Genomic DNA, 18,141 nt, shown 5'->3' with positions numbered 1-18,141 from the left:
CACGTACATCCACCAAGGAGAGGCCCATGCTGCAAGCAACCAACACCAATTTTTCCCATGTCAAACCCGGCGACACCGATTTTGTACAAGGCGGTTTGCGCGACTTTTTTCTGTACCGCGACCTCGGCATTGCTGAAGCTACGCACGGAAAGGTGATTGCGCACCTTGTGAAGGCGAATATGGCTCCAGAAAAGGGCACGGGCTGGCATCGGCATGAGGCAGACTTCCAAATTGTGATCATGGTCAAGGGCTGGGCGCGCTTCATGTACGAAGACAAAGAGACACTGGTGCAGGCCGGTGACTGTGTGCACCAGCGCCCCGGCATCCGCCACTACCTTTTCGATTACTCACCGGATATGGAGTACCTGGAAATTGTGTCGCCTGCCGACTTCAAGTCGATTGATGTGGAGCCAGTGTGTGCGATTCCAGAATCAACACCCTGGAAATAAAACGGTAAAAGGCAAAGGCAGGGGACTCATAGCCCCCGGTCCTCTTCAGAACTCCGCGTCAAGTTCGTCGATTTCTTCGGGTTCTTTCATGGCTTCTGCCACCCACTCCTGCATCGCGGGAAGGGCCATGATGCGTTGGCAGTAGGCCGCGCACACCGGGTCCAACGCCACGCTGTAGGTCAAAAAGCGAGTGACCACCGGGGCGTACATAGCATCGGCCATACCCACCTGCTCGCCAAACAGATATGGTCCACCGTAGTTGGCTAAGCACTCTTTCCATATCTCCACGATGCGGTCGATGTCGCTCTGGGCACGTGACCAGATTTTGAACTCGGAGAAGTGCGCCTTGATGTTCATCGGCAGCGCCGTGCGCAGCGACGAAAAGCCCGAATGCATCTCGCCACAGATAGCGCGGCAGTGGGCGCGGGCGGCCGGGTCGGCAGGCAGCAAACCGGCTTTGGGCTTGATTTCGTTGAGGTATTCGCCAATAGCCAAAGTGTCCCAGACCTTGATTTTGTTGTGCTGCAAGGAGGGCACCAACATGGAGGACGATAGCAACATCATCTCGGCTTTCATGGCCGGATCATCGGGAGAGACCACGTTTTCGGTGAACTCCAACCCGGCCAGCTTCGCGGCGAGCCAGCCGCGCAGAGCCCAGGCACCGTAGTTTTTGCTGCTGATCGTCAACTCTGCTTTAGGCATGGGTAGCTCCTTGTGTTGCTGTGCATTCAGCAAGGGCTGTGCCAGAGCCCCCACTAATGCAAATCCGTACTTCTACGTACACAGTGTTGAATGGAGCTATGCCTCTAAGCCGCGCCCAGTAACTGGCCCGTAACTTGCCTATAGTTGGTGCAATCTCCGCACCAAGTCAGGAACAACAAACATGCTTTATCAGGCCTATCAACTCCAGTCCGACTTGATGTCTCCGCTGCGCCTGATGGCGCAAAGTCTTGGCACCTCGCTCTGGTTCAAAGATACGGAAAACAGCCCGGTGCGCAAAATTGCGGCTGCCTGCGACGTGTTCTCACGCCTGCGGCTCACCCATTCACGGCCCGGCTATGGCATCACCTCGGTCAAAGTAGGGGATGTGGAGGTAGCGGTCACCGAAGAAACCACCCTCACCCTGCCCTTTGGTAGCCTGCTGCATTTCAAGCGCACGGGTGACGCGGTGGACATGGACGACCAGCCCCCGGTGCTGCTGGTGGCACCGCTGTCGGGCCACTTCGCCACGCTGCTGCGCGAAACCCTGCGCACCCTGCTGCAAGACCACGATGTTTTTATTACCGACTGGCACAACGCCCGGGATGTGGCGCTGACCGAAGGCGGCTTTGCGCTGGACGACTATGCCGAGCACATGATCCGCTTCATCGAAACCATCGGCCCCGGCACCCATGTGGTGGCAGTGTGCCAGCCCTGCGTGGCCGCGCTGGCCGCCGCCGCCATCATGGCCGAGGACGACAACCCCTGCCAGCCGCGCAGCCTGACGCTGATGGCCGGCCCGGTGGACTGCCGCATCAACCCCACCGGGGTCAACACCCTGGCCACCAGCAAACCCATAGAGTGGTTTGAAAAGAACCTGATCACACACGTGCCCTTGCCGCACAAGGGCTTTATGCGGCGGGTGTACCCGGGCTTTATCCAGCTCAGCGCATTCTTGAGCATGAACCCAGCGCGCCACAAGGCCCAGTTCAAGGATATGTACAAATACCTGCTGGAAGGCGATATCGATAAGGCCGACACCATCCGCAACTTCTACGACGAGTACCTAGCCGTCAACGACCTGCCCGCAGAGTTCTACCTGGAAACCGTAGCCAAGGTGTTCCAGACCTACGACCTGCCCCGGGGCGTACTCACCTACAAAGACCGCATCGTCAATCCCGCCGCCATCCGCCGCACCGCGCTGATGACGGTGGAAGGCGAGCGCGACGACATCTGCTCCGTCGGCCAGACCATGGCCGCCCAGGATCTGGCCAGCAGTGTGCGCCCCAGCCAGCGCACCCACCACATCCAGACCGGCGTAGGCCACTACGGCGTGTTCAGCGGCAAGAAGTGGAACCAGCAGATCTACCCCCGCGTGCGCGACATGATTTACGCCAACCAGCTTTGAACGGCACACAACAAAAAGCCCGGTGAAACCCACCGGGCTTTTTTACGCCCAAATCCAAATACTATGCATTGAGTAGCTGCTCATGCTTATGGAATAAGCACAGGCAGCCTGAAAGATCCCTGACTCCCCAGAAGGCCTGGGAATATCTGTCAGCGACCTTCTTCTTCGCCCGCCGGCCAGTCGCGGATATAAGCCTTGAGCATCTTGTTCTCGAAATTCTGGCTGTCCACCACGGCCTTGGCCACGTCGTAGAAACTGATCACACCCATCAGCATTTTCTGGTCCATCACCGGCATGTAGCGCGCGTGGCGCTCCAACATCATGCGCCGCACGTCGTCCAGCTCGGTGTTGGGGGTGCAGGTCAATGGGTGGTCGTCCATGGCGGTACGGACCAGGGTGGTACCGATGCTGCCACCGTTCTTCACCACCAACTGGATCACTTCGCGAAAAGTCAGCATGCCAACCAAGTCGCCATGGGACATGACCACCAGAGAACCCATGTCTTTCTCCGCCATAATGGCCAACGCGGTCGCAAGCGGCTCATCGGGGCTGGCGGTGTAGAGCGTATTGCCCTTCACACGCAGAATGTCGCTGACTTTCATGGCTTTCTCCTGGTAACGCAGTGCGCAATGGATGGGTGGGTGAAGAATGTGCTTGCAATATAGCCCACAAAGGCCTGCGACACGGCAGGAAATACGCTTCTGCGTCCATGAAACAGGATGTTTCCTGCAGGGAGCTTAGGGGGAGTTTGCCGCATGCTGCACTGCAATAAAATCCACCCATGGAATTCTTCACCGCCAAAGCCCCTTACTGGATCACCCGTTTTGGCGAAATGGGCATCATCTTGCCTCTGGCTGCTGCACTCACGCTGTGGATGCTGGTCAGCACCCGTGCCATCCGCCCGGTTCTGTGCTGGCTGGTGCCTCTAGGCTTGGCGGTAGGTATCACCACCCTGTCCAAAATTGCTTTTATCGGCTGGGGCCTGGGCATTGCAGCCATCGACTTCACCGGGTTTTCGGGCCACGCGATGTTCGCGTCCGCCATCTATCCGGTGCTGGGCTACACCCTGGCTGCACAGTGGAGCCGCGCCCCCAGAGCCCATTTCTTCGCAATGCTGGCGGGCTATGCCCTGGCGCTGGTGATTGGCTGGAGCCGGATCCACATCCAGGTGCATTCAGTCTCCGAAGTAGTGGCCGGTTTGGCGCTGGGCGCCAGCGCAAGCGGCTGGACCCTTTGGCGCATGTCGCAAAACCTGGCCGCATCGAATCCACGTCCACACCACTGGGTGCTGCTGGCACTGCTGGGCTGGTTGGTGGTGATGCCGGTCCAAGCCGGACCGTCCAAATCGCACGACATAGTGACGCGGCTGGCCTTGCACCTGGCAGCGCATGAAAAAGCGTTTCGACGTGCCGACCTGCACGTCCCACCCGCTGCGCCGGCGAAAGGCCCTGCGGCCTAAACGCTCCTTTTTTTGTAGCTATATGCTCAGGCTCAATATTCGCTAACGGCCTATTTCTTCTAAAAAATATGGGGGACAAAAATGGCCGCACGCGCGCTACGGGAAACAGACACCACAACTTGTTACATATTTACACGCATACGCTAAGCTGCAGGCCCCCTAGCCCAACGCCTGCACTGCCCCATGGATATTGATCCCTCCGTCTTTAGAACCCTGCTTGAATCCACCAAGGCCATTCCCTGGAAAATCGACTGGAAGACCTTGAGGTTTTCCTACATAGGCCCGCAAATCGAAGAGTTGCTGGGCTGGAGCCCAGAGAGCTGGGTCAGCGCGCAAGACTGGGCCGACCGCATGCACCCCGAGGACCGCGAAGAGACCTTCAACTTCTGCGTCAGCCAGTCCCAGGCCGGTGTAGACCACGAGGCCGACTACCGCGCCCTGACCAAAAACGGCGACTACATATGGATCCGCGATGTCGTGCACGTGGTGCGCAAAGACGGCGAGGTGGAGGCGCTGGTGGGCTTCATGTTTGACATCAGCGAACGCAAGAAGACCGAAGAAAAACTCATCACCCTGCAAAAAGAGCTGGAAGAAATGTCGTTCAAGGACGGCCTCACCGGCATTGCCAACCGGCGCCTGTTCGACTCCATCATCGACATCGAATGGAGTAACGCCCGGCGCAACCACCAACCGCTGACGCTGATGATGCTGGACGTGGACTTTTTCAAACAGTACAACGACCACTACGGCCACCTGAAGGGCGACGACACCTTGAAACGCGTCGCCCAGGGCTTGGCCGCAGCAGCGACCCGGTCACGCGACTTTGTGGGCCGCTACGGCGGCGAAGAATTTGTGCTGGTGCTGCCCGAAACCGATGCTGCCGCCGCCCAAGGCGTCGCCGAACGCTGCCGCGCCATGGTGGCCCAGCTGCAGATTCCCCACGAAGGCTCCAGCATTGCCCCTTACCTGACCGCCTGCCTGGGTGTGGCAACCACCATCCCAACACTGGACTCGGACATGCACGCCTTCATCGACTCGGCCGACAAGCTGCTCTACCAAGCCAAACAAAAGGGCCGCAACCGCGTCGAATGCGCACCGCCCGACACCCACGGCGCAGCCACCCTGCCGGTGGTGCGTACCCGCTAACAACGCACCCTGACAACGCTCTATTTTTAGGAGCTATCCGCGCAGATAGTTACTGCGCCAACGGCTGTTTTTCTGTAAAAAAAGTAGAAGAACAGAGCGGGGTTTTCAGTACCCACGAAACTAAAAGAATACCTGCTTCCGGTGGTTAAATACACTTTTTTAGTTATATTAAATAACCAAAAACCGTACACTGGCAACGACACTGTGCCAGTGTTGAACAGCACCATAACGGAGACAAAGCATGACCCAACTACAGCGTGTATGGCAAGCCGCCCTGCTCTGCGCAGCCCTGTGTGGCGGCGCTACCGCCCAGACTTCAGACGCCGCCACCGCGGCCTTTGACCCACCCAAGCCCAAAATGACACCGATCGCACGGTTCTCCGTCGATCTGGTGGCGCCGATTTGGGAACTGGGCAAGACCTCGGAGCTGGGCCGCCGCCGCATCATCCCCATCACCGGCGGCAGCTTCAAGGGCCCCCTGATGAACGGCGACATCCTGAACAACGGTGCCGATTGGCAGGTCGTGACCGCCGACGGCCTGGCCATCATCGACACCCGCTACCTGCTGAAAATGGACGATGGCGAGCTGGTCTACCTGCAAACCAAGGGCCTGCGCTACGGCCCACCCGAAGTCATGGCCGATGTAGCCAAAGGCAAGCCGGTAGACCCCAACAAATACTATTTCAGGCTGACCATGGCATTCGAGACAGCATCCAAGAAATACGACTGGCTGAACCGCGCCATGGCCGTGGGCTATGCGATGCGACTGGGCAATGCCGTGGTGTACGACGCCTACCTGCTGGACTGAGCCCGCGCCAGAATGCTACGTATTTCATAGCACTTCGCGCAGGTACATACTGCGCCGGTCGCTGTTTTTCCATAAATTTTCCAACGCCGGTGCCGGGGTCAGCAGCAACTGGTCTACCAGCGGCAGCAGTAGCGTGGTGTCAGGGTTAACCAGCAGCAGCAGGCGCGGGTCACGTGGTTCTTGGGGCTTGGCAGCAGCATCCAGCGGGTCGGCTTCGTCCAGCCGCCCTACCCAGTCCAGCCCACCCAGGGCAGCCAGCACCGGCTCCAGTTGCAAGGTATCGACCTGCAGCGCCTGGGCCAATTGCGCCATGCTCAGGCCCTTATCACCCCGGACCTGCACGGCGTGCAGGTGTTGCAGCACCTCGATGGCCAGCAAAAACGACCAGCCGTGCGGTGTGGAGCGGCGCGGCACGCCCTCCAGCAGGCTGGGCATGTAGGCCGCAATCACCGCGCCCAGCAGCACGATCACCCAGGCCAGGTAAATCCAGATCAGCATGATGGGCAGCGTGGCAAATGCGCCGTACACCACCGAGTAGGTGGGCACGGCCGCCAGGTAATAGGTCAGCAGGCGCTTGGCCACCTCGATGCTGACGGCCACGAACACCCCGCCCGACCAGGCATGCGCCCAGCGCACCCGTGTATTGGGCACGTAGTGGTAGAGCGCCGCCATGCCGCCTGACAGCAAAGTGATTTGCAGCAGGCTGAACAGCAGCCGCACGCCACCTGGCAAGCCATCGACCACCCCCTGCGAGCTGGAGATTAGGTAAGAGGTCAACGCCAGGCTGGCCCCCAGCAGCACCGGCCCCAGGGTGATGCCGGCCCAGTAAATCAGCACCCGCTGGCCCAGGGGCCGGGGGCGGCGGACGCGCCAGATCGCATTCAGCGTGCGGTCGATGGTCAAAATCAGCGCCAGCGCGGTAAACAGCACCAGGGCCAGGCCCACCGCCCCCAGCTTGCTGGCCTGGCTGGCAAACTGGGTCAGGTAGCCCAGCACCTGGCGGGAGATGCTCTCGGGAATCAGGCTCTGCACCAGCCACTTTTGCAGTACGCCCTGCACTTTGCCAAACATCGGAAAGGCAGTGAAGATGGCCAGCGCCACGGTAAAAAACGGCACCAGCGCCAGCGAGGTGGTGAAGGTCAGGCTGCTGGCGGTCAGGCCCAGTTGGTCCTCGCGAAAGCGCTCGCGCAGGGTGTGGGCGGTGGTTCTCCAGGGGAAGCGGGACAGGTCTTTCAGGAACTGGTCGAAGCGTTGGGACAATGCAGGTAGGGACAAAGACATGGCCGCTATGATGCCATCGCTATGACCCCCCTCTCGCACCCCACCACCGAACACTCCGTCTCCTGGACCCGCAACCTGGCCGTCGGCAGCCTTTTGGGCCTGATTGCCCTCAGCCTGGCCTGGGAGTTGGTGCTAGCACCCCTGCGCCCCGGCAGCGTGGTGCTGGCGCTGAAGGCCGTGCCGCTGTGCTTTCCGCTCATCGGCCTGCTGAAAAACCGCATGTACACCTACCGCTGGGTCAGCCTGATGGTGTGGCTGTACTTTACCGAAGGCGTGGTCCGCGCCTACAGTGATGCCGCGCCCAGCCGCTGGTACGCGCTGGGCGAGGCCTTGCTGTGCGTGGCCTTGTTCGTGGCCTGCGCGATGCACGTGCGGCTGCGCTTCCAAAACGCCAAGGCGGCAGCCGTACCGGTTTAAATCTGGAGATTTCCACATGCAAGATCTGATAGACCGCCTGCGCCAGACCCTCGGTGCAGCCCATGTGCTGACCGACGGCGACCTCAGCGCCTACGAGCTGGACTGGCGCAAACGCAGCCGCGGCAAATCCCTGGCCGTGGTGCGCCCCGGCAGCACGGCCGAGGTGGCAGCCGTCGTCAAAGCCTGCGCCGCCGCCGGTGTCAGCATCGTGCCGCAAGGTGGCAACACCGGCCTGGTGGTGGGCAGCACACCGGACGATTCCGGCACGCAGATCGTGTTGAGCCTGCAGCGCATGCAGGCCGTGCGCGCCGTAGACGCAGCCAACCTGACCATGACCGTCGAGGCGGGTTGCATCCTGCAAAACCTGCAGGACGTAGCCGAAAAAGCCGGTTTCCTGTTCCCCCTGAGCCTGGCCGCCGAGGGCAGTTGCACCATTGGCGGCAACCTGGCCACCAACGCGGGCGGCACCCAGGTGCTGCGCTACGGCAACACCCGCGAACTCTGCCTGGGCCTGGAAGTGGTCACAGCGCACGGCGAGATCTGGAGCGGCCTGAGCGGCCTGCGCAAAGACAACACCGGCTACGACCTGCGCAACCTGTTCGTCGGCAGCGAAGGCACGCTAGGCATCATCACCGCCGCCACGATGAAGCTGGCACCCCTGCCCGCCGCCACGCTCACCGCCTGGGCGGCCGTGCCCAGCCTGGACCACGCGGTCACCCTACTTGGCATGGCCCACCAGCATCTGGGCGCGGGGCTGACCGGCTTTGAAGTGATGGGCCAGTTTGCCCTCAGCCTGGTGGCCAAGCACTACCCGCAGCAGCGCGTGCCGCTGTACCTCGATACGCCTTGGTGTGTGCTGCTGGAGAACTCTGACAGCGAATCCGAAACCCACGCCCGCGAACGCTTCGAGCACCTGCTGGAGATGGCTATGGAGCAAGGCTGTGTAAGCGATGCGGTGGTGGCCGAAAACATCGCCCAGGCCCACGCCCTGTGGCATGTGCGCGAAAGCATCTCCATGGCCCAGGCCGAAGAGGGGCTGAACATCAAGCACGACATCTCTATCCCCGTGTCCCGCATCCCCGAATTCGTGCGCCACACCGATGCCCTGCTGACTGCACAGATCCCCGGCGTACGCTTGGTCAACTTTGGTCACCTGGGCGACGGCAACCTGCACTACAACGTGCAAGCCCCCGCCGAAGGGGATGCGTCGGTATTTCTGCGCACCCAGGAAGACCGTGTCAACACCCTGGTATTCGATGCCGTCATGGCGCATGGCGGCTCCATCTCGGCCGAGCACGGCGTGGGCAGCCTGAAGCTAGGCCACCTGGAGCATTACAAATCCCCCGTGGCCATGGGACTGATGCGCAGCATCAAGGAAGCCCTGGACCCGCAGAACCTGATGAATCCAGGTCGCGTGGTGCAGGTGGCTGTGGCTGGTTTTTAATCCAGAAACACCGCAGAGCCGGCTTTGCCGGGCTGCTGGTGTTGCCCCCTGCAAGGGGGTTGGCGAAAGATGCGCAGCACTGCAGCCTGGGGGTAAGCAATATGCCCATGCGCATATACTGTGCGCATAACACAAGGAGTTGACCATGTTGGACTTCGCCGTTGCCCCCAAAAAAGCCACCAACCTTACGCTGAACACCAAGACCCTGGAAATGGCCCGCAGCCTGGGTATCAACGTGTCGCAAACCGTCGATGTGCTGTTGGCCGCCGAGGTCAAACGCATCTACTGGGAACGCTGGAATGCCGAGAACAAAGATGCCATCGACCACTACAACGCCCGCATTGAAGCCGAAGGTCTGCCCCTGGCGCAGTACCGCACCTTTTAATTCCAACCCCAGATCAATCCGAATATGTCGTTGCTTCACCTTGTCGTGCTAAAGCACTGTCTGCGGTTTCGCGCCTAATCTCGAATCGATCTGGAATTGGAATAAACATGGCCCGGTTTGACGTGTACCCGCACCCCGAGGCGGAGCTGCGGGGACGCACCCCGTTTTTGCTGGATGTGCAAAACAACTTTATCGACCGCGTCAGCACCCGCATCGTGGTGCCCTTGCGCGCCGCCGCCGCATTTGGCCCGCCCATGCGGGACCTGAATCCGCAGTTTGTGGTGGCCGGTGTATCCGTGGTGCTGGACACCACCGCACTGGCGGCCTTTCCTGCATCCGGACTGAAAAAGTCCGTCGGGAATCTTCTGGACCGGCAAACCGACATCGTGGCGGCGCTGGACCTGCTTTTTGGATCTTATTGACTGACCCGACATGACCGTCCGCCCCGTCCGCTCCCAGTATGAAGACTTCATGCGCCTGGTGCACACCACTGGCACTGCCAAAACCGACCGTACCGGCACCGGCACGCGCAGCGTGTTTGGCCACCAGATGCGCTTCGATTTGAACGAAGGCTTTCCGCTGGTCACTACCAAGAAAGTCCACCTGCGCAGCATCATCCAGGAACTGCTGTGGTTTTTGACCGGTAGCAGCAACAACAACTGGCTCAAAGACCGCGGCGTGAGCATTTGGGACGAATGGGCCCGCGAAGACGGCAGCCTGGGCCCCGTCTACGGCGTGCAGTGGCGCAGCTGGCCCACCCCCGACGGCGGCCACATCGACCAGATCGCCCAAGTCATCCAAACCCTGAAGACCAACCCCGACAGCCGCCGCATCATCGTCAGCGCCTGGAACGTGGCCGAGCTCGACAAGATGGCGCTGATGCCCTGCCACGCCTTCTTCCAGTTCTATGTCGCCGACGGCCGGTTGAGCTGCCAGCTCTACCAGCGCAGCGCCGACATCTTTTTGGGCGTGCCCTTCAACATCGCCAGTTACGCCCTGCTCACCCACATGGTGGCGCAGCAGTGCGACCTGGCCGTGGGCGACTTCATCTGGACCGGCGGCGACTGTCACATCTACAGCAACCATACGGACCAGGTGAATGAGCAGCTCAGCCGCGCGCCCTACCCCTATCCCACGCTGCAGATCAAGCGCCGCCCGGCGGACATCTTCAGCTACCAGTTTGAAGACTTCGAGGTGCAAGACTACCAGTGCCACCCGGCCATCAAAGCCCCGGTGGCGGTATGACACGCTTGCACCTGATCTTCGCCCGCGCCGCCAATGGTGTCATCGGCGTGGGCGGCACCCTGCCCTGGCATTTGCCGGAAGACATGGCGCACTTCAAGCGCACCACGCTGGGCTGCCCCGTCATCATGGGGCGCAAGACCTGGGATTCGCTGCCCGCCCGCTTTCGGCCGTTGCCAGGGCGCGTGAACGTTGTGGTGACGCGGCAAGCCGACTGGCAGGCAGAAGGCGCGGTTCGGGCCGGATCGATCGCCGAGGCGGCGGCGCTGTGCCCGGCGGACGGCGACGCCTGGGTGATCGGCGGGGCCGAGATCTACGCCCAGGCGCTGCCGCTGGCGCAGTCGGCGGTGGTGACCGAGATCGATGCAGCCTTCGACGGCGATGCATTCGCCCCCACCTTTGACGAAACCTGGGTGGAAGCCAGTCGCGATGCACATACCAGCAGCACCGGACTAGGCTTCAGTTTTGTAAGTTACCAGCACACAGTCTGAAAACTATGCTTTTGATAGCTACCAGCGTAGATAAAACATGCGCTAGAGGCCTAAAAGACATATAAAAAAGCCGCCCCTGGAATGACCCTGGGGTGGCAAAGATTGGGGTCGCCGCAACGCCCCCCAGCCTACTTTTTGATGCTCATCTCGTTGCTCACAGCCTTCACGTCTTCGATGGCTTTGGCGATTTGCAGGGCTTTGTCGATCTGGCCCTGGTTGTCTACAAAACCACTGAGCTGCACTTCGCCCTTGAGGGTCACCACCGCGATGTCCAGACTTTTAATGCTGGCATCGTTGAGCAGTGCAGCCTTGACGCGCGTGGTGACGATGCCGTCATCCACCTTGTTGCCGACAGTGGTGTCGGCGGTCTTCAAGGCCATCTTGTTGTCGATGCTCTTCACACCGGCCACGGCTTTGGTGACGGCGGTGGCGCGTTCGATCTGGGCCTGGCTGTCCACAAAGCCGCTCAACATGACCTCGCCCTTGCGGGTTTCGACCTTAATGTCTACGCTTTTTACATCGGCATCGGCCAGCAAGGCCGACTTAACGGTGGCAGTGACCACGGTGTCGTCAATCTCGGTGCCCACGGTGGTGCTGGCCGCGGGGGTGCCGGCAGCGGTCTCGACCGGCTTGCTGCAGGCCACGATGGACAAAGACATAGCGCTGACCAAGGCGATGGCAGCGAAGCGTTCTAAAGGGGTTGGTTTCATAGCGGTTCTCCTGGCAAAAAATTAGCGTTGCACGGTCTTGCCGGTTTCGTCGGACAAGACGATCTCGACGCGGCGGTTCATCTGGCGGTTTTGGGCGCTGTCGTTGGCGGCCACGGGGTAGGCTTCGCCATAGCCCCGGGTGGCGACGCGGTCATTGGCGATGCCCATGCCGGCCAGGGCAGTGCGCACGGCAGCGGCGCGGCGGTCTGACAGCTCCTGGTTATGGGCGCTGCTGCCGGTGCTGTCGGTAAAGCCTTCAACCAATACCTTGCGCTGGGGGTTTTGCTGCAGCACATCGGCCAGCTTTTGGGTGGTGCGCACACCCTCAGGAGTCAGGCGGGCTTGGTCGGTGCCAAACAGCACATCGCCCAGGGTGATGACCATGCCACGCTCGGTCTTTTTGGCGGCCAGGTCGGCCAACTGGGCTTCCAGCTGCATATTGCGGGTTTGCGCTTCCATCGCCACACGGCGGGCCTCGTCGGTTTTGCGCTGGGCCTCGGCGGCAGTGTTTTGGGCCAACAGGGCGGCTTGCTGGGCTTCAGCGGCCTTGGCCTTAGCTGCGTCGGCCTCATTCGAACGCTGCTGAAGACGCAACTGGTCGGCTTCTTTGCCGGTGCGCAGTACTTCGGCTTCGGCAAACTTCTGGTTGGCGACCTCTTGCGTCAACGCAATTTTCTGCTTGGCCAAGTAGGCCAGTTCATCGACCTTGGCGGGCTTGTCCTTGTCGTTGGCCGACGCATCGGCACGGGCCAGGGCCTCACCGGCCTGCTTGAGTTCCAGCGGGGCGTAGCGGTTCACGTTGGGGCTGGCCTGGGCCATGCGGTAGTCGCTGTGCGTTTGGTCTAGCAGCGTGGTACTGGTGGGCAAGGAGCTGCAGGCACCTAAAAGCAAGGCAACGGCGAGAGCGAGGGGGGTGGCGTAGAGATTTTTCATTAGATTTTTCGTTGTTATGGGGTTGGATTAATTGGTTTTGCTGGCGCGGTCTAGCTCTTCGCGCAACACGCGCAGGTTGTCTTGCAGCGCATCGGAAGCAGCCTGGGCTTTGGCGCTATTGGCTTTGCCTTGGGCCAGTTTGGCATCGGCCTGGGCTTCATTGGCCAGGCTGGCGGCCAGCTTGTAGTCCTTGTTGGCCATGGCCTTGTTGGCGGCGGCCATCTTGGTGCGAGCCGATTCCATCTCTAACGGGGCAAATTCCGCTCCGCCTGCGCCCACTGCGCTGTCTACTGCAGCTTTAGATACAGCCACGTCGGCGGTGGCGGGGGTTTTCATGCTGCTGCAGCCCATCAGCATTGCCAATGCCGTGGCGCTCAAGGCCAAAGCCCATGTATTTTTTGTCATAAAAGTCTCCTGTGGAAAAGTGAAGGACCTGCGCGCTGCGCGGTCCATGGCGGTCAAAGCAAGCATGGCGGATTACCGGCATGAAGCGAGTTTTCAAGCTGAACTTGCTATGAAGCCAGTGTAGAAATCACCCCTGGCCCAGCCCAGCAGACACCCGCGCGACCCAGGGTAGGACGGGGTAGCGCCAGGGCAATCGGCATCCTCCTACAGGCACGCCAAGCCACCGCTGCGTAGGCAACATCCGACACACCAAAGTCATGGCATCCGCTACAGAGGGCACACCACCTGCATGATGATGTTGGTATGCATTTGAAAACCATCGCACCCTACTGGAAGCTCGTTCAGCGCATCGCCAACTCCTGGGTTGACGACTATGCCCTCAGCATGGGGGCTGCTTTGGCCTACTACACCACCTTTTCTTTGGCACCGCTGCTGCTGATCGCCATATCTGTGGCCGGGCTGGTGTTCGGCCAAGAGGCTGCACGTGGCGAAATCGCCGAGCAGCTGCGCTCTTTGATGGGTGACCAGGGGGCTGGTGCCGTCCAGGAGCTGCTGGCCAGCGTGCGCCAGCCCGGCGAAGGCATAGCGGCTACCTTGCTGGGGGTGGCGCTGCTGTTTGTCGGTGCAGCCACCGTGTTTGGTGAGCTGCAAGACGCGCTGAACCGCATCTGGCGCGTACCGGCCCACAGCCAACAAACGGGGTGGGTCGGTATGGTGCGGGCGCGGCTGTTGTCGTTTGGCATGATCCTGGCCATCGGCTTCATGCTGATGGTCTCGTTGCTGGTCAGCGCGGCTTTGGCCACCACCGAGCGCTGGCTGCAGCCCATCTTTGGCACCTGGCTGGCGGTAGCCTCTATCGTCAACGCTGTAGGTGGCTTCGTCTTGATCGCCACCATGTTTGCACTCATCTACAAAGTCATGCCCCGCGCCCATGTGGAGTGGAAAGACGTGTGGATTGGCTCGGTCTTTACCGCCCTGCTGTTCACGCTGGGCAAATCGCTGATTGGCCTGTACGTGGGCCGCAGCGGCGTGGCATCAGCGTTTGGTGCGGCGGGTTCGCTGGTGGTGCTACTGGTGTGGGTGTACTACTCGGCGCAAATCTTTTTGATAGGGGCCGAATTCACCTGGTGCTACGCTAACGCCTTTGGCTCGCGCAAGGGCCTGGCGGACGGTACCGATTCCGCGTTAAAAATAGCACCACATCGCTCGCAGTTATCGCCTTAAGCCCCTGGCTTTTTGTGGCCGCAGGATGAGAATAGAGATACCAGCATGTTCTGGTTGCGCGCCACCCACATCGTGGCATTTTTGAAAGGATGGGCTGCCATGCACACACTTCCCCGATCCCCCTTGGCTTCTCCTTTGGGCTTTACGCTTCCCCTCTGGCGCAGCCTGGCCACCGCCCTGGCGACACTGCTGCTGTCGGTATCGGCCCTGGCCGCGCCGCTGAGCACCCAGGAGGTCAAAAACGTGCGCGAAGTCATCCAGGCCCAGCTGGCCGCATTTGCCGCCGACGATGCCGCCAAAGCCTTTTCGTATGCCGCCCCCAATGTGCGCAAATCCGCGGCATCGGCAGAGCACTTCATGGCCATGGTGCGCGGCCAGTACGCCGTGGTCTACCGCCCGGCCTCGGTGGCCTTCATGCAACCCGAGCGTGAAGGCGACCTGGTGGTGCAGCCGGTGCAAATGTCCGATGCCGAAGGCGTCGCCTGGCTGGCCGTCTACACCCTGCAGCGGCAAAAAAACAAGCAGTGGCGCATCACCGGCTGCTTTGTACAAGGCACCAACGGGCGCATGGCCTGAAAGTTTGATTACTATCATTTTAATAGCTACCAGCGCATATTTAATATGCGCTAGAGCACGATTTGGCATGTAATATTCGGAGCACACTTCCCGAAATACGCCATGCCCACACTGCTGATCCACAACGCCGACTGCATCGCCACCCTGGATGCCACCCGCCGCGAGTTGCGCCACGGCTGGGTTTTCATGCGCGACGGCAAAATTGAAGCATTGGGCAGCGCCGCCGACCTGCCCCCAGCCCTGCTGCACAGCGCAGACGAGGTGATCAATGCCACCGGCCACCTGGTCATCCCCGGCTTGGTCAACACCCACCACCACATGTTCCAGAGCCTAACAAGGGCTATCCCCCAGGTGCAAAACGCCGAGCTGTTTGGCTGGCTGCGCGGCCTGTACCCTCTCTGGGCCGGGCTCACGCCCGAGATGGTGCACGTCTCTACCCAAGTTGCCATGGCCGAACTGCTGCTGTCGGGATGCACCACCAGCAGCGACCACCTCTACATCTACCCCAACGGCGTACAGCTCGACGACAGCATCGCCGCAGCAACGGACATCGGCATGCGTTTTACCGCCACCCGCGGCAGCATGAGCGTCGGCGCCAGCCAGGGCGGCCTGCCGCCCGACAGCGTGGTCGAACGCGAAGACGCCATCCTGCAAGACAGCCAGCGCCTCATCACCCGTTACCACGACACCAGCTTTGGCGCGATGACCCAGGTGGCCCTGGCCCCCTGCTCCCCCTTCAGCGTCAGCCGCGACCTGATGCGCGAGTCGGCCGCCCTGGCCCGCAGCCTGGGTGCCAGGCTGCACACCCACCTGGCCGAAAACGACCACGACATCGCCTACACCCGTGATAAGTTCAACTGCACCCCCGCCGAATACGCCCAGGATCTGGGCTGGCTCGGCCCCGACGTATGGCACGCCCACTGCGTCAAACTCGACAACGAGGGCATCAGCCTTTTTGCAGCCACCCGCACCGGCGTAGCCCACTGCCCCTGCAGCAATATGCGCCTGGCCAGCGGCATCGCCCCCATCCGCAAGATGCTCAACGCCGGCGTACCCGTAGGCCTAGGCGTAGACGGCAGCGCCAGCAACGATGCCGCCCACATGCTCAACGAAGCCCGCCAGGCCCTGCTGCTGGCGCGCGTGGGCCGGTCGCTGGAGCCCTTCGGCTGCGACCACGGCCCCGCTGAAATGACCGTCCGCGATACGCTGGAAATCGCCACCCGCGGCGGCGCGCAGGTACTGGGCCGCAGCGACATCGGCCACCTCGCCCCCGGCATGTGCGCCGACCTGGCCCTGTTCGACCAGCGCACCCTGCCCTTCGCAGGCGGTGCAGTGCACGACCCCGTCGGCAGCCTGCTGCTCTGCGCCAGCGCGCAGGCGGCCTACACGGTCGTCAATGGCCGGGTGGTGGTGCGAGAGGGGCAGCTGGTAACGGTGGAACTGGGGCCGTTGGTGGAGCGGCACAACCGGTTGGCGCGGACGCTGGCGGGCTGAGGTGTGAGTTCGCTATTTTTAGGCCTATTTTCAGGTGCCAAAATAGCCTTCTGCGCCAATGGGATGGGCGTGAGAGGCTCCTATTTTTGACTATCAAAAGAGAAGCAACCTATTTCGACTGCACGGGCAGTAGCCAATAGGGATCAGAGCCTGGTGGGGTCAGATCCCAATTGCGCGCAAGATCACGACGGTAAAAGAACAGCCGTAATCCGCATTTGGGCTCTTGTATCTTTAAATACATGCACTTTTCCCAGTTTTTGGAGCATTGTTGGAATACACGAATACGGGAGTTGAGAAGTCCCCCCTGCATCCGTGTGATCGGTTGGGAACCGCCTTGCAGCCCGTTTTGCTCTTGGGTTTGCAGCCCGTGGGTCAGCTTTGGGCGCAAGGCGGATTCTCTCTGTGAAGAGCCCGAACAGTTGTCCGAGCTTTGAGTTCGTATCCACAAGAAAGGGCCATCATGGACGCTTCCCAACCACTGTGCGCAGGCATTGATGTCAGCAAAACAAGCTTGGACCTGGCCCTGGGGCCAGACTCTGAGGTGCTGACTTTCACCAATGATGATGCGGGGCACCAGCGCCTGCTCAAAGCGCTTGCCGCCCAGGCAGGCCCGGTAGCCTTGGTGGTGCTGGAAGCCACCGGAGGCTATGAGTTTGTGTGTGCAGCAATGCTGCAAGGCGCGGGTCTTGCGGTCGCAGTGATCAACGCCCGCCAAGCACGCGACTTTGCCCGCGCCATGGGGCATCTGGCCAAGACAGACCGCATCGATGCGCAGGGCTTGGCGCATCTGGCCAGCGTGTTGGTATTGCGCAAAGACCTGGGGCGTTTGACCCGAGCGCTCCCCGATGTCCAACAGCAGACCCTTCGTGCCCTGGTCACACGCAGACGCCAGTTGGTTCAGTCAAAGATTGCTGAAATCCACCATCTGAACACGGGAATCGCGCCGTGCAAGAGGAGCATCAAGGCCATGCTTAAGTTCATCGAGACGGAGTTACGCCATGTCGAAGCCGACATTGCCAAGCACGTCAAAAAGCACAGCCAGGCGCTGGCGGAGCAGTTGTCAGCCGTGCGCGGTGTGGGAGAACGGACGGCAGCCGTGCTGATTGCGGAGTTACCCGAGTTGGGAAAGCTCTCACGCCGCCAGATTAGCGCTCTGGCAGGCGTGGCACCCATGAACCATGATTCCGGGCGCAGCACCGGCAAGCGCTCGATCTACGGCGGGCGGGCATCGGTGCGGGCGGCGCTGTACATGGCGACCTTGGTGGCCACACGGTTCAACCCGGTGATCAAAACCTTCTACCAACGCCTGCTGGCCGTAGGAAAACCTAAAAATCTCGCCCTCACGGCATGCATGCGCAAGCTGCTGACCATCCTCAATGCCATGGTGCGTGACAGCGTCCCTTTTAACGACGCATTGCATGTTTTTAGGGCAGAAAAATCTTGATTTTTAAGACAGTTGCTGACCCCTCTGGGCGGTTCTCCGTGACAGACGGTGGCGGAATTGCCTCTTCTGGGTGCCATGAGCATCCCCGGCCGGGTAGTTCGCACGGAGGTGTAGTCACTTGTTCTT

At 60.9% G+C, this 18,141-nt stretch carries 21 protein-coding genes; 15 read left to right on the top strand and 6 right to left on the bottom strand.

Annotated elements, in window-relative coordinates:
• The first annotated feature begins 26 nt into the window (after positions 1 to 26).
• Positions 27 to 449 (top strand): cupin domain-containing protein, encoded by a 423-nt coding sequence (locus AC097L_RS09105; RefSeq protein ID WP_479586010.1) that lies wholly within the window; start codon positions 27 to 29, stop codon positions 447 to 449.
• 45 nt (positions 450 to 494) lie between these two features.
• Here AC097L_RS09105 and AC097L_RS09100 read toward each other — a convergent pair whose 3' ends face one another.
• Positions 495 to 1,151, bottom strand: a complete 657-nt coding sequence (locus AC097L_RS09100; RefSeq protein ID WP_479586009.1) for a glutathione S-transferase — start codon at positions 1,149 to 1,151, stop codon at positions 495 to 497.
• A gap of 181 nt (positions 1,152 to 1,332) precedes the next feature.
• Between AC097L_RS09100 and AC097L_RS09095 the strand changes: the two genes are divergently transcribed.
• Positions 1,333 to 2,556: a polyhydroxyalkanoate depolymerase gene (locus tag AC097L_RS09095; protein ID WP_479586008.1), complete on the top strand. Its 1,224-nt coding sequence runs from the start codon at positions 1,333 to 1,335 to the stop codon at positions 2,554 to 2,556.
• 149 nt (positions 2,557 to 2,705) lie between these two features.
• On the opposite strand, the gene AC097L_RS09090 is transcribed toward AC097L_RS09095, so the two are convergent.
• Complete coding sequence (locus AC097L_RS09090) at positions 2,706 to 3,158, bottom strand: CBS domain-containing protein (protein ID WP_479586007.1); 453 nt, start codon at positions 3,156 to 3,158, stop codon at positions 2,706 to 2,708.
• Positions 3,159 to 3,337: 179 nt separating this feature from the next.
• Here AC097L_RS09090 and AC097L_RS09085 point away from each other — a divergent pair, with 179 nt between their 5' ends.
• From AC097L_RS09085 to AC097L_RS09075, 3 genes are all read left to right on the top strand, one after another.
• On the top strand, positions 3,338 to 4,015 hold the full coding sequence (locus tag AC097L_RS09085; RefSeq protein WP_479586006.1) for a phosphatase PAP2 family protein: 678 nt from the start codon (positions 3,338 to 3,340) through the stop codon (positions 4,013 to 4,015).
• A 183-nt stretch (positions 4,016 to 4,198) separates the two neighbouring features.
• Complete coding sequence (locus tag AC097L_RS09080) at positions 4,199 to 5,161, top strand: sensor domain-containing diguanylate cyclase (RefSeq protein ID WP_479586005.1); 963 nt, start codon at positions 4,199 to 4,201, stop codon at positions 5,159 to 5,161.
• Positions 5,162 to 5,402: 241 nt separating this feature from the next.
• Positions 5,403 to 5,969: a DUF3237 domain-containing protein gene (locus AC097L_RS09075; protein WP_479586004.1), complete on the top strand. Its 567-nt coding sequence runs from the start codon at positions 5,403 to 5,405 to the stop codon at positions 5,967 to 5,969.
• Between the two features lie 24 nt (positions 5,970 to 5,993).
• On the opposite strand, the gene AC097L_RS09070 is transcribed toward AC097L_RS09075, so the two are convergent.
• On the bottom strand, positions 5,994 to 7,250 hold the full coding sequence (locus tag AC097L_RS09070; RefSeq protein WP_479586003.1) for a YihY family inner membrane protein: 1,257 nt from the start codon (positions 7,248 to 7,250) through the stop codon (positions 5,994 to 5,996).
• Between the two features lie 21 nt (positions 7,251 to 7,271).
• Between AC097L_RS09070 and AC097L_RS09065 the strand changes: the two genes are divergently transcribed.
• The 6 genes from AC097L_RS09065 to AC097L_RS09040 all read left to right on the top strand — a co-directional run bounded on the left by AC097L_RS09065 (position 7,272) and on the right by AC097L_RS09040 (position 11,229).
• Positions 7,272 to 7,667 (top strand): DUF2069 domain-containing protein, encoded by a 396-nt coding sequence (locus AC097L_RS09065; RefSeq protein WP_479586002.1) that lies wholly within the window; start codon positions 7,272 to 7,274, stop codon positions 7,665 to 7,667.
• A 16-nt stretch (positions 7,668 to 7,683) separates the two neighbouring features.
• Positions 7,684 to 9,111 (top strand): FAD-binding oxidoreductase, encoded by a 1,428-nt coding sequence (locus AC097L_RS09060; RefSeq protein WP_479586001.1) that lies wholly within the window; start codon positions 7,684 to 7,686, stop codon positions 9,109 to 9,111.
• 145 nt (positions 9,112 to 9,256) lie between these two features.
• Entirely contained in the window at positions 9,257 to 9,496 is a 240-nt protein-coding gene (locus tag AC097L_RS09055) for a type II toxin-antitoxin system CcdA family antitoxin (RefSeq protein ID WP_479586000.1), read from the top strand.
• 107 nt (positions 9,497 to 9,603) lie between these two features.
• Positions 9,604 to 9,918: a CcdB family protein gene (locus AC097L_RS09050; protein ID WP_479585999.1), complete on the top strand. Its 315-nt coding sequence runs from the start codon at positions 9,604 to 9,606 to the stop codon at positions 9,916 to 9,918.
• A 10-nt stretch (positions 9,919 to 9,928) separates the two neighbouring features.
• A complete protein-coding gene (locus AC097L_RS09045; protein WP_479585998.1) occupies positions 9,929 to 10,741 on the top strand; it encodes a thymidylate synthase in 813 nt (270 codons plus the stop codon).
• On the top strand, positions 10,738 to 11,229 hold the full coding sequence (locus tag AC097L_RS09040) for a dihydrofolate reductase (protein WP_479585997.1): 492 nt from the start codon (positions 10,738 to 10,740) through the stop codon (positions 11,227 to 11,229). The genes AC097L_RS09045 and AC097L_RS09040 overlap by 4 nt, the downstream gene beginning before the upstream one ends.
• Positions 11,230 to 11,357: 128 nt before the next feature.
• Here AC097L_RS09040 and AC097L_RS09035 read toward each other — a convergent pair whose 3' ends face one another.
• Genes AC097L_RS09035 through AC097L_RS09025 form a run of 3 tightly spaced genes read right to left on the bottom strand, consistent with a single transcriptional unit; the run spans position 11,358 to position 13,277 of the window.
• Positions 11,358 to 11,939, bottom strand: a complete 582-nt coding sequence (locus AC097L_RS09035; protein WP_479585996.1) for a BON domain-containing protein — start codon at positions 11,937 to 11,939, stop codon at positions 11,358 to 11,360.
• Between the two features lie 21 nt (positions 11,940 to 11,960).
• Positions 11,961 to 12,872: an OmpA family protein gene (locus tag AC097L_RS09030; protein ID WP_479585995.1), complete on the bottom strand. Its 912-nt coding sequence runs from the start codon at positions 12,870 to 12,872 to the stop codon at positions 11,961 to 11,963.
• Positions 12,873 to 12,899: 27 nt separating this feature from the next.
• On the bottom strand, positions 12,900 to 13,277 hold the full coding sequence (locus AC097L_RS09025; protein ID WP_479585994.1) for a DUF4398 domain-containing protein: 378 nt from the start codon (positions 13,275 to 13,277) through the stop codon (positions 12,900 to 12,902).
• Between the two features lie 303 nt (positions 13,278 to 13,580).
• Between AC097L_RS09025 and AC097L_RS09020 the strand changes: the two genes are divergently transcribed.
• From AC097L_RS09020 to AC097L_RS09005, 4 genes are all read left to right on the top strand, one after another.
• Entirely contained in the window at positions 13,581 to 14,501 is a 921-nt protein-coding gene (locus AC097L_RS09020; protein ID WP_479585993.1) for a YihY/virulence factor BrkB family protein, read from the top strand.
• Positions 14,502 to 14,624: 123 nt separating this feature from the next.
• Positions 14,625 to 15,077: a DUF4864 domain-containing protein gene (locus AC097L_RS09015; protein WP_479585992.1), complete on the top strand. Its 453-nt coding sequence runs from the start codon at positions 14,625 to 14,627 to the stop codon at positions 15,075 to 15,077.
• Positions 15,078 to 15,179: 102 nt separating this feature from the next.
• A complete protein-coding gene (locus tag AC097L_RS09010) occupies positions 15,180 to 16,571 on the top strand; it encodes an 8-oxoguanine deaminase (RefSeq protein WP_479585991.1) in 1,392 nt (463 codons plus the stop codon).
• Between the two features lie 460 nt (positions 16,572 to 17,031).
• Positions 17,032 to 18,015, top strand: coding sequence for an IS110 family RNA-guided transposase (locus AC097L_RS09005; RefSeq protein WP_479585990.1), 984 nt, complete (start codon positions 17,032 to 17,034; stop codon positions 18,013 to 18,015).
• The last annotated feature ends 126 nt before the right edge of the window (positions 18,016 to 18,141 follow it).

It is taken from the genome of Rhodoferax sp. RT5P35 (assembly GCF_056521385.1).
This window is presented reverse-complemented; position numbering and strand designations above follow the sequence as displayed.

Excerpts from the sequence above, each read along its gene's own strand:
- AC097L_RS09105 (WP_479586010.1), top strand. The coding sequence starts at position 27 with ATGCTGCAAGCAACCAACACCAATTTTTCCCATGTCAAACCCGGCGAC.
- AC097L_RS09100 (WP_479586009.1), bottom strand. The coding sequence starts at position 1,151 with ATGCCTAAAGCAGAGTTGACGATCAGCAGCAAAAACTACGGTGCCTGG.
- AC097L_RS09095 (WP_479586008.1), top strand. The coding sequence starts at position 1,333 with ATGCTTTATCAGGCCTATCAACTCCAGTCCGACTTGATGTCTCCGCTG.
- AC097L_RS09090 (WP_479586007.1), bottom strand. The coding sequence starts at position 3,158 with ATGAAAGTCAGCGACATTCTGCGTGTGAAGGGCAATACGCTCTACACC.
- AC097L_RS09085 (WP_479586006.1), top strand. The coding sequence starts at position 3,338 with ATGGAATTCTTCACCGCCAAAGCCCCTTACTGGATCACCCGTTTTGGC.
- AC097L_RS09080 (WP_479586005.1), top strand. The coding sequence starts at position 4,199 with ATGGATATTGATCCCTCCGTCTTTAGAACCCTGCTTGAATCCACCAAG.
- AC097L_RS09075 (WP_479586004.1), top strand. The coding sequence starts at position 5,403 with ATGACCCAACTACAGCGTGTATGGCAAGCCGCCCTGCTCTGCGCAGCC.
- AC097L_RS09070 (WP_479586003.1), bottom strand. The coding sequence starts at position 7,250 with ATGTCTTTGTCCCTACCTGCATTGTCCCAACGCTTCGACCAGTTCCTG.
- AC097L_RS09065 (WP_479586002.1), top strand. The coding sequence starts at position 7,272 with ATGACCCCCCTCTCGCACCCCACCACCGAACACTCCGTCTCCTGGACC.
- AC097L_RS09060 (WP_479586001.1), top strand. The coding sequence starts at position 7,684 with ATGCAAGATCTGATAGACCGCCTGCGCCAGACCCTCGGTGCAGCCCAT.
- AC097L_RS09055 (WP_479586000.1), top strand. The coding sequence starts at position 9,257 with ATGTTGGACTTCGCCGTTGCCCCCAAAAAAGCCACCAACCTTACGCTG.
- AC097L_RS09050 (WP_479585999.1), top strand. The coding sequence starts at position 9,604 with ATGGCCCGGTTTGACGTGTACCCGCACCCCGAGGCGGAGCTGCGGGGA.
- AC097L_RS09045 (WP_479585998.1), top strand. The coding sequence starts at position 9,929 with ATGACCGTCCGCCCCGTCCGCTCCCAGTATGAAGACTTCATGCGCCTG.
- AC097L_RS09040 (WP_479585997.1), top strand. The coding sequence starts at position 10,738 with ATGACACGCTTGCACCTGATCTTCGCCCGCGCCGCCAATGGTGTCATC.
- AC097L_RS09035 (WP_479585996.1), bottom strand. The coding sequence starts at position 11,939 with ATGAAACCAACCCCTTTAGAACGCTTCGCTGCCATCGCCTTGGTCAGC.
- AC097L_RS09030 (WP_479585995.1), bottom strand. The coding sequence starts at position 12,872 with ATGAAAAATCTCTACGCCACCCCCCTCGCTCTCGCCGTTGCCTTGCTT.
- AC097L_RS09025 (WP_479585994.1), bottom strand. The coding sequence starts at position 13,277 with ATGACAAAAAATACATGGGCTTTGGCCTTGAGCGCCACGGCATTGGCA.
- AC097L_RS09020 (WP_479585993.1), top strand. The coding sequence starts at position 13,581 with ATGCATTTGAAAACCATCGCACCCTACTGGAAGCTCGTTCAGCGCATC.
- AC097L_RS09010 (WP_479585991.1), top strand. The coding sequence starts at position 15,180 with ATGCCCACACTGCTGATCCACAACGCCGACTGCATCGCCACCCTGGAT.
- AC097L_RS09005 (WP_479585990.1), top strand. The coding sequence starts at position 17,032 with ATGGACGCTTCCCAACCACTGTGCGCAGGCATTGATGTCAGCAAAACA.